A 9,356-nucleotide genomic window follows, 5' to 3' on the forward strand; every position below is an offset into this window, starting at 1 on the left:
TCAGGCCCTTGCCCTCGCGCTTGCGCTTGGCCAGCTCTTCATCGGTGGGCAAGTATTCGATGCCCCGCTTGAGCAAGCCAATGCTCTCGAGCCAGCGCATGAGGTTCTTCTGCCCCTCCAGCATGTAAACGGGGCGGGCGGCCGCCAGCTCGATTTGCTGGCTCTGGTAGTAGTTGTCCTGCAAGACCAGCAAGCCCACCTCGTCGGTCATGCTGGCCAACAACTCGTTGCGGGCCTCCAAGGTGAGTGCGCCGCTTTCCTGTACGGCACCCAGCAATATCTTGACGTTCACTTCGTGGTCGGAGCAGTCCACCCCGGCCGAGTTGTCGATGGCGTCGGTGTAGATCAGACCACCGGCCTGGGCAAACTCGATGCGGCCATTTTGCGTGCACCCCAGGTTGCCGCCTTCGCCAAACACCTTGCAGCGCAACTCATTGCCGTTGACGCGAAACGCGTCGCCGGCTTTGTCACCGGCCTGGGCATGGCTCTCGAAACTGGCTTTGACGTAGGTACCGATACCGCCGTTGTAGACCAGGTCCACAGGCGCTTTCAGGATCGCGTTGAGCAAGTCGTTCGGGGCCATGGCCTTGGCTTCGGTGCCCAGCACGGCACGTGCCTGCGCGCTCAAGGGAATGGACTTGGCGCTGCGTGGAAACACCCCGCCGCCTTCGCTGATGAGGCCCTTGTCGTAATCGGCCCAGCTGGAGCGCGGCAGATTGAAAAGCCGCTGGCGCTCGACAAAACTCGTGAGCGCATCGGGCGCGGGATCGATGAAGATGTGGCGGTGGTCGAACGCCAGCACCAGTTGGATCTGGTTGGACAGCAACATGCCGTTGCCAAACACGTCCCCCGACATGTCGCCAATGCCGGCCACGGTGAAGGGCTGGGTCTGGGTGTCCACATCGAGCCCACGGAAATGGCGCTTGACCGACTCCCAGGCACCGCGCGCGGTGATCCCCATTTTCTTGTGGTCGTAACCCACCGAGCCGCCCGAGGCGAATGCATCGCCCAGCCAGAAACCATAGGCCTCGCTCACACTGTTGGCAATGTCGCTGAAGGTGGCCGTGCCTTTGTCGGCGGCCACCACCAGATAGGGGTCGTCTTCATCGTGGCGAACCACATCGACGGGCGGCACCACATCGCCTTTGACCAGGTTGTCCGTCACATCCAGCAAGCCGCTCAGAAAGGTCTTGTAGCAAGCCACGCCTTCGGCCATGAACGCATCTCGGTCGCTGGAGAGCGGCGCGTTCTTCAGCACAAAGCCGCCCTTGGAACCGACCGGTACGATCACGGTGTTTTTCACCTGCTGAGCCTTGACCAGGCCCAGTATTTCGGTGCGGAAATCGTCGCGGCGATCGGACCAGCGCAGCCCGCCGCGCGCGACTTTTCCGCCACGCAAGTGCACACCTTCCACACGCGGCGAGTACACCCAGATTTCGAACAGGGGCCGTGGCTCGGGCACGTTGGGAATGTCGCGCGGCATGAGCTTGAAGCTCATGCAATCCTTGCCGCGCTGGTAGGCATTGGTGCGCACGGTGCCGCCGATGGTGGCCAGAAACTGGCGCAACACCCGGTCCTGCTCCAGGCTTGCCACCTCGGTCAGTTGCGCCTCGATGGCTTCCACCTGGGACGCAATGGCTTCGGCACGACCCGCTTCACGCGCCGGATCGAACTTGACCGCAAACAGGTTGGCCAGGCTTTGGGCAATGGCCGGGTTGTCGTTGAGCGTGTCTTCCATGTAGCCCTGGCTGAATGCAAAGCCCAGTTGCTTGAAATAGCGGGAATAGGCCCGCAACACCGCAATTTCACGCGCACCCAGCGTGGTGGACAACACCAGGCGGTTGAAGGCATCGCACTCCACCTCTTGCCGCCAGACGGCCTGGAACAAGGCTTCGAAACGCGGCTTGAGCTGGGTCAGGTCGAGCGACCGATCAAACTGCAAACCCCAGTCTTGCAGCCACCGATCGCCCACCTTGGACTGTGGCAAGGCCAGGCGGTAAGGGTGTTCGTCCAGGACGCGCGCACCCATGGACTCCAGCACAGGCGTGGCGTCGGACAAGATGACTTTTCGCGTGGCGTAGGTTTTGAAGCGCGGCTGTTCGTCGCGCGAATAGAGTTGAAGCGCCAGCGGCTGCGCCTCGCTCAGGCCCTGAACGACGGCGGCATCGTGCGCGGCCACGTCGACACCGAACTCTTCACGGTATGCCGTGGGAAAGGCCGCCACGATGGCGCTGAGTTCGCCGGCTTGCGCAACGCCGCGCCCCATCAGCGCACTTTGCACGCCGTCCTCCCAGCGTTTGCAGGCCTGGGCGACCTGGGTCTCGAGTTCGACCAGGTCCACGGCGGTATTCAACTGGTCGTTGGAGCGCACGATGTAGTGGATGCGCGCCAGCGCGCTGTCGGTGAGCATGGGCGTGAACTCCACCGAGTCGGCCTCAAAGGCCTGGGTGAAGATGTTGCCCAGTTTCACCCGCAACACGGTGGTGTACAGATCCCGTGGCACGTACACCAGAATCGAGGCGACCCGACCAAACGGGCCACGGCGCACAAACAGGCGTACGCGCTGGCGCTCTTGCAAGCGCAGAATACCCATCGCGTGCTGGGTCAGCGTGGCCGCATCGATTTGCAGCAGCTCGTCACGCGGGTAGGTCTCCAGGATGGCTTCCAGCGCTTTGTGGGCGTGGCTGCCTTTGACCACGCCGGCTTGGGCCATCACCTGCGCCACGTGCTGGCGCACCACCGGAATGGTGGTCACGGATGCCGCATAGGCCGCCGAGGTGTACAAGCCAAAAAACCGGGTCTCCCCCACCACCTGCCCACTGGCGTCCATACGCTTGACGCTGATGAGATCCATCCAGGCAGCGAGGTGGACACTGGAGCGGCGCGGTGCCTTGGCGCAGAACAGCAAGCGCGGATCGTTCAACAGCGGCGCGGCCAGTTGTTCGGGCAAATCCTGGTAGCCAGGGTTCTTCAGCACGCCCAGTGCCGAGCCGGTTTCCGTCAAGCGCTGGCCTTGCGCGGACACGTCTTGCGCGCCCAGGAACGTGAAGTGGCCTTGCTCCAGCCAGTTCAGAAAAGCTTTGGCCTCGGCGGCCTCGGCGCCTTCCAAGGCGGTGAAGCCCGCACTGAGCAGCTGCAAACGCGACAGCATGGCGCGCCAATCTTGCACGGCACTGCGCACGTCGCTCAAGGTGTTCTCGATGGCGCGGCACAGCGCCTCGCCGTCGGGGTCGCTGGCCAGACGGTCGCACTCCATCAACATGCACGACACGACCTGGCTGTTGGCGCCGGCCTGCGCGGTGCGCGCCGCACTCTCGACCTGCTCGATCTTGCCCGCGCCATCGCGGCCCACCCGCAACAAGGGATGCACGATCCAATGCACGGTACGCCCACTCTGGTTGACCGCAATGCTCAGGGAATCCACCAAAAACGCGGTGTCGGGATGCACGATCTGCACCACGGTGGTGTTGTCGGTCTGAAAAACCGCGTCCTTGAACACTCGGACCACCACATCGCCTGCGGCCGAGTCCTCCAGCAGGCTCCAGTGCGCCTGGGACATGGCGGACAGCGCATGCGCGTCGCGCTGCAGCAACTCGTCAGGGTCGGCGTCGGCAAAAAACAGATCGTGGAATTGGGGATTCATGGGCTTTTGGGACATCAATATCGGCGTGATCCAAGCGGGTTTGCACGATTCTAGATTTTCCGCATCATGAAAAACCGAGTCAAAACAGATTTGCATAGGGTCATTCCATGCCCTCATGCAATTTTTGCATTGTGCGTGGACAATGCCCTGCCTGCAACACCACGGCAACACTGCGGGAGCGAAAGAAGCGCCGCCGACCAGGCGCTTTGACGTCCCGCCACCGCCCTATTGCAGCGTTTCTTTCAGCCCCGGCAGCGCGGGTAGTGGCATCACGTCTATGCCTTCTTCGATCAGCTCCATCGCGACATCGGGCGTGGTTTGGCCTCGGATGCTGCGCTGCTCAATGTCGCCATGGTGCATGCCACGCGCCTGATCCGCGAAACGGTCGCCCACGTCCACGGTGTGGGCCATCACCTCGCGCACCGCTTTCATGAACTGCGCTTGCAGGGCTGCGTTCAGAGCCGATGGGGCGGTCTCGGTCGCCGGGTCCTTGGCCGATGGCGCCGCAACGGCGGTCGGATCGCTGCCACGACCGACACGCAGGTTCAGGCGCGGTGCCGAGAGCATTTTCTGAATAGCCGAATCGCCGCACAGCGGGCAGCTCACCAGCTTGCGTTCCAGTTGCGAGCGGTAGTCGTCCTCAGAAGCAAACCAGCCTTCAAAGCTGTGTTCGTGTGCGCATTGCAGGTCAAGAACCTTCATGCGCAAATTATCCCGCAGCGGGCTGTGCAGCGGTGGAAGCCCACGCAAGCGGCCAATCGCCGCGCAACACGTTCTGCAGCCAGAGCGCGCCGACCAAGGTCTTGCAGTCGATCACCTCACCGCTGCGGCACCAGGCCTGCAGCTCGGCGGGGGTGGCCGAAAACACGTCCAGGAATTCGCCATCGTCGAGCTGGCGCTCACCCTGCACCAGGCCACGGGCGAACCAGATGTCGATGGTTTCGTCCGAATAGGCGATGGTCGGCGCCAGCCGCCCTGCCCAGGCCCATTCGCGCGCCGAGTAGCCGGTCTCTTCCAGCAATTCCCGCTGTGCACAGACCAAGCTGTCTTCGCCCGCGTCGAGTTTGCCGGCAGGAAATTCGATCATCACATCGCGCATCGGGTGGCGGTACTGACGCTCCAACACCACCTGCCCGTCGTCGAGCAGGCCGATCACCATGACCGCACCCGGGTGCAGCACGTATTCGCGCGTGGCTTCCTGACCACTGGGCAGTCGCACGGTGTCGCGCACCACATGCAGGAAGTGCCCTTGCAACACCTCTTCGCGCCGCAACGGCGTCTCGCGCAAATGGGTGTCGGCGTCGCTCATGCGTGGCGCTTGAACAGGTAGCGGTACACAAATCCAGGGAACGCCAGGGTGATGAAGAGCGCGCCGGTGGTGGCGTAGAACTCCCAGCCCTGCGGGTAGATCTGCCCCAAGGACTGCTCCAGTGCCAGCCCCAGGCCGCCCACCAGCAGGTAACACACCAGCAACTCGATGGCCCGGATCAGCAGCGTTTTCGGTTGCCGGCGCGGCACGATGGCCAGCCAGCGCTCGTTGACAAACGGCAGATTGGCCGCGATCACGGCAGCCAGCAAGACCAGCCAGATGGACAGGGAATGGTTCATGGACAATTTTTCAGCGCCCACCGGCGCGTGCACCGGTGGAGCAAACGCCGGTCATCCAGCCAGCAAGGCCGTCACGGCTTGCGCGCACAAGGCCATCAGACCACCCGGAAGAATGCCGAGCAGCAAGACCAGTGCGCCGTTGAGCGACAGCACCGAACGCACATCGAACGTGGCTTCCAGCGGCGCGGTTTGAACCGGCTGGTCAAAATACATCACCTTGACCAAGCGCAGGTAATAGAACGCGCCCACCAGGGACATCAGCACCGCGAACACCGCCAGGCCAATGTACACAGGCTGGGACGATGCGAGCAAGGCCTGCAACACGGACAGCTTGGCGTAGAAGCCCACCATGGGCGGCACACCGGCCAGGGAGAACATGCAGATCGCCATCACCGCGGCATACAAAGGGCTGCGCTGGTTCAGGCCCGCCAGATCGCCGATGTTTTCGGACTCAAAGCCGTCACGCGACAACAGCAGGATGACGCCGAAGGTGCCCAGGGTGGTCAACACATAGGTGATCACATAGAACATGGACGAGCTGTAGGCGTTGGCCATGTTGCTGTTGTCCAGACCGTCGCTGCCAGCCACCACGCCTGCGAGCAAGCCCAGCAGCAAGAAGCCCATTTGCGAAATGGTCGAGAAAGCCAGCATGCGCTTGAGGTTGGTCTGCGCAATGGCGGCCAGGTTGCCCACCAGGAGCGACGCCACCGACAACACGGCCAGCATTTGTTGCCAGTCCACTGCCAGTGGTCCCAGACCTTCGACCAACAAACGGATCACGATGGCGAAGGCGGCCAGCTTGGGAGCTCCACCGATCATGAGCGTCACGACCGTAGGGGCACCGTGGTACACGTCGGGAACCCACATGTGGAACGGCACCGCGCCCAGCTTGAAAGCGAGACCGGCCACCACAAACACCAGGCCCAGCACCAGGACCTGCGGGGAACCCACCAGCGTGGCGTCGCCGCCGGCGATCGCTTGCATCACCCCGGTCAGGTCCAGCGATCCGGTCGCACCGTAAATCATGGACATGCCGTAAAGCAAGAAGCCGCTGGCCAAGGCACCCAGCACGAAATACTTCATGGCGGCTTCGATCGCGTTCACATCGTCGCGGCGCAAGGCCACCAAGGCGTAGCTGGACAGTGTGAGCAATTCCAGACCGAGGTAGATCACCAAGAAGTTGTGACCCGAGATCATCACGAACATGCCCAACAGCACATACAGCGCCAGGGTGTACAACTCGCTGCCACGCATCATGTCGCGCTGCCCGGCGTAGGCACGGCCATACACGATGGTGACCAGCATGGCGATAGAAGCAAAACACTTGAGCCAGTTGCCCATGGGGTCGCTGACAACCATGCCACCAAAGCCCACGATGGTCTCTCCGCCGCTGGCACGAAGGGCCAGCATCAGTGCCACGCCCGCCAGCGATATCAGCGTGAGGAAATGGACCAGGCCACGGGCAGGGGTTTTTGACGCCACGCCCACCAGAGCGATCACGGATGAGGCCACCAGCAATACGATTTCAGGGTAGGCCGAGACCAAGCTGAGGTTGTCTGTCATAGGAACGTTCTCTTGATTTCTTGCACGGCGATCAGTTCAGCTTGGAGATGGCCACGTGGCGCATCAACTCGGCCACCGAGGCATCCATCACATCGGTAAAAGGCTTGGGATAGATGCCCATGAAGAGCACCGAAATCGCCAGCAGCGCCATCACCAGGAATTCGCGGGCATTGATGTCCAGCAAGGCCTTCACGTTGTCGTTGGCCGCATCTCCCAGGTAGACGCGCTTGAACATCCACAGGGAATAGGAGGCGCCGAAGATCAGGGCCGACGCGGCGGCCATGCCGATCCAGAAGTTGGCCTTGACGGCGGCCAGGATCACCATCCACTCACCGACAAAACCGGCCGTGCCGGGCAAACCGCTGTTGGCCATGACGAACAGCAGGGCAAAGGCGGTGAACTTGGGCATGGTGTTGACCACGCCGCCATAGGCCGCGATTTCACGCGAGTGCACGCGGTCGTACAAAACGCCGATGCACAGGAACATGGCGGCCGACACAAAGCCGTGGGCGATCATCTGCACAATGCCACCGGCAACACCCAGGTCGCTGAAAATGAAGAAACCCAGGGTCACGAAACCCATGTGTGCCACCGACGAATAGGCCACGAGCTTTTTCATGTCCTGCTGGACGATGGCCACCAGTCCGACATAGACCACCGCGATCAGCGACAGCGCGATCATGAGCCAGGCCCATTCGTGCGAGGCGTCCGGTGCGATGGGCATGGAGAACCGCAGAAAACCGTAGGCGCCCAGCTTCAGCATGATGGCGGCCAGCACGGCGGAGCCGCCGGTGGGCGCCTCCACGTGCACGTCGGGCAACCAGGTGTGCACCGGCCACATCGGCACCTTGACCGCGAAGGCGGCAAAGAAAGCAAAGAACAGCAGCGTCTGCGCCGTGCCGCTCAGTGGCAGTTGGTGCCAGGTCAACAGATCAAAACTACCGCCCGACTGCGTGTACAGATAAATCAAGGCCACCAGCATGAGCAGCGAGCCCATCAAGGTGTACAGGAAGAACTTGAAGGCGGCATAGATCTTGTTCGGTCCGCCCCAGATACCGATGATCAGGTACATCGGGATCAGCGTGGCTTCAAAGAACACGTAGAACAGCATCGCGTCGAGCGCGCTGAAGACACCGATCATCAGACCCGACAGGATCAGAAAGGCGCCCATGTACTGGTTCACGCGCGAGGTGATCGACTCCCAGCTCGCGATCACCACCACCACCGTGATGAAGGCGGTGAGCGGAATCAGCCAGAACGAAATGCCATCCACACCGAGGTGGTAGTTCACGTTGAAGCGCGCGATCCAGGGCGCTTGTTCAACGAACTGCATGGCAGCGGTCCCGATCTCGAAACCGCCATACAGCGGCACCGTGACGGCCAAACCGGCCAGCGCGCCGATCAGGGCGATCCAGCGCACCACGTGGGCCTGGTCGTCCCGACCCAGGGCCAGCAACACAAGACCAAAGAAAATCGGCGTCCAGATCGCCAGGCTCAACAAACCCATCTTGTTCTTCTCCTTATTTGGCGAGCCACACGAAGTACGTCATGAACAGCAGAATGCCCACGATCATCATCAGTGCGTAGTGGTACAGGTAGCCGGTCTGCGCGCGGCGCACCACGCCAGACACCAGGCCTACCAGCTTCCAACTGGCGTTGACCACACCCGACTCAATGACGCCCTGGTCCCCGCCCTTCCACAAGCCGACACCCATGCCGCGCACGGCGCGGGCCAGCACGTTTTCGTTGAACCAGTCCAGGTAGTACTTGTTTTCCAGCACGACCACCAGCGGGCGCAAGGCCTTGGCCAGGGCGGCGGGCACCGCCGGGTTGATCAGATACATGTACCAGGCCGACACCGCACCAGCCAGCGCCAGATAGAACGGCAACGTGGTGAGACCGTGCAAGGCCATGGACAAGGCGCCGTGGAACTCTTCGCGGAAGGTTTCCATGGCCGGGTGCAGTTCGTTGTTGACGAACACCGAGTCGGCAAAAAATTCGCCCACCAGCATGGGCTCGATCGTCATGAAACCGATCACCACCGAAGGAACGGCCAGCAGCAACAGCGGCACCGTGACCACCCAAGGCGATTCGTGCGGCTTTTGGTCGTGACCGTGGTCGTCGTGGTGGTGGTCGTCGTGCCCATGGTGGGCATCCGGATTCTGGTCGTAACGCTCGGGGCCGTGGAACACCAGGAAATACAAACGGAACGAATAGAACGAGGTGACGAACACACCGGCCAACACGGCGAAGTAGGCCCAACCGGCCGCCGGCAAGTTGCTGAAATGCACCGCCTCGATGATGCTGTCCTTGGAGTAGAAACCGGCGAACAGCGGCGTGCCGATCAAGGCCAGCGTACCCAGCAAGGACGTGATCCAGGTGATGGGCATGTACTTGCGCAGGCCACCCATCCAGCGGATGTCCTGGTTGTGGTGCATGCCCATGATGACGGAGCCGGCCGCCAGGAACAACAAGGCCTTGAAGAAGGCATGCGTCATGAGGTGGAACACCGCCACCGAATAGGCCGATGCACCCAGCGCCA

The 9,356-nt window shown here is 62.1% G+C and carries 7 protein-coding genes; all 7 read right to left on the reverse strand.

Annotated features, from left to right (window positions below):
• A partial coding sequence (locus ABYB95_RS11050) for an NAD-glutamate dehydrogenase (protein ID WP_372658565.1) occupies positions 1-3,643 on the reverse strand: 3,643 nt, incomplete at its 3' end.
• Positions 3,644-3,868: 225 nt separating this feature from the next.
• A complete protein-coding gene (locus ABYB95_RS11055) occupies positions 3,869-4,345 on the reverse strand; it encodes a DUF1178 family protein (protein WP_372658566.1) in 477 nt (158 codons plus the stop codon).
• Positions 4,346-4,352: 7 nt separating this feature from the next.
• Positions 4,353-4,952 (reverse strand): NUDIX domain-containing protein, encoded by a 600-nt coding sequence (locus ABYB95_RS11060; RefSeq protein ID WP_372658567.1) that lies wholly within the window; start codon positions 4,950-4,952, stop codon positions 4,353-4,355.
• On the reverse strand, positions 4,949-5,251 hold the full coding sequence (locus ABYB95_RS11065; RefSeq protein WP_372658568.1) for a DUF2818 family protein: 303 nt from the start codon (positions 5,249-5,251) through the stop codon (positions 4,949-4,951). Before ABYB95_RS11065 ends, ABYB95_RS11060 begins: the two co-directional genes overlap by 4 nt.
• 51 nt (positions 5,252-5,302) lie before the next feature.
• Positions 5,303-6,814, reverse strand: coding sequence for an NADH-quinone oxidoreductase subunit NuoN (nuoN, locus tag ABYB95_RS11070; protein ID WP_372658570.1), 1,512 nt, complete (start codon positions 6,812-6,814; stop codon positions 5,303-5,305).
• Between the two features lie 31 nt (positions 6,815-6,845).
• Entirely contained in the window at positions 6,846-8,321 is a 1,476-nt protein-coding gene (locus tag ABYB95_RS11075) for an NADH-quinone oxidoreductase subunit M (RefSeq protein WP_372658571.1), read from the reverse strand.
• 13 nt (positions 8,322-8,334) lie between these two features.
• On the reverse strand, positions 8,335-9,356 hold a 1,022-nt coding region (locus ABYB95_RS11080; RefSeq protein WP_372658572.1), incomplete at its 5' end, for a proton-conducting transporter membrane subunit.

This window comes from Hydrogenophaga sp. (assembly GCF_041633695.1).
Taxonomy (GTDB): domain Bacteria; phylum Pseudomonadota; class Gammaproteobacteria; order Burkholderiales; family Burkholderiaceae_C; genus Hydrogenophaga.

Coding starts and splice junctions, on each gene's coding strand:
- ABYB95_RS11065 (WP_372658568.1), bottom strand. CDS start 5,251: ATGAACCATTCCCTGTCCATCTGGCTGGTCTTGCTGGCTGCCGTGATC.
- ABYB95_RS11075 (WP_372658571.1), bottom strand. CDS start 8,321: ATGGGTTTGTTGAGCCTGGCGATCTGGACGCCGATTTTCTTTGGTCTT.
- ABYB95_RS11055 (WP_372658566.1), bottom strand. CDS start 4,345: ATGAAGGTTCTTGACCTGCAATGCGCACACGAACACAGCTTTGAAGGC.
- ABYB95_RS11060 (WP_372658567.1), bottom strand. CDS start 4,952: ATGAGCGACGCCGACACCCATTTGCGCGAGACGCCGTTGCGGCGCGAA.
- nuoN (WP_372658570.1), bottom strand. CDS start 6,814: ATGACAGACAACCTCAGCTTGGTCTCGGCCTACCCTGAAATCGTATTG.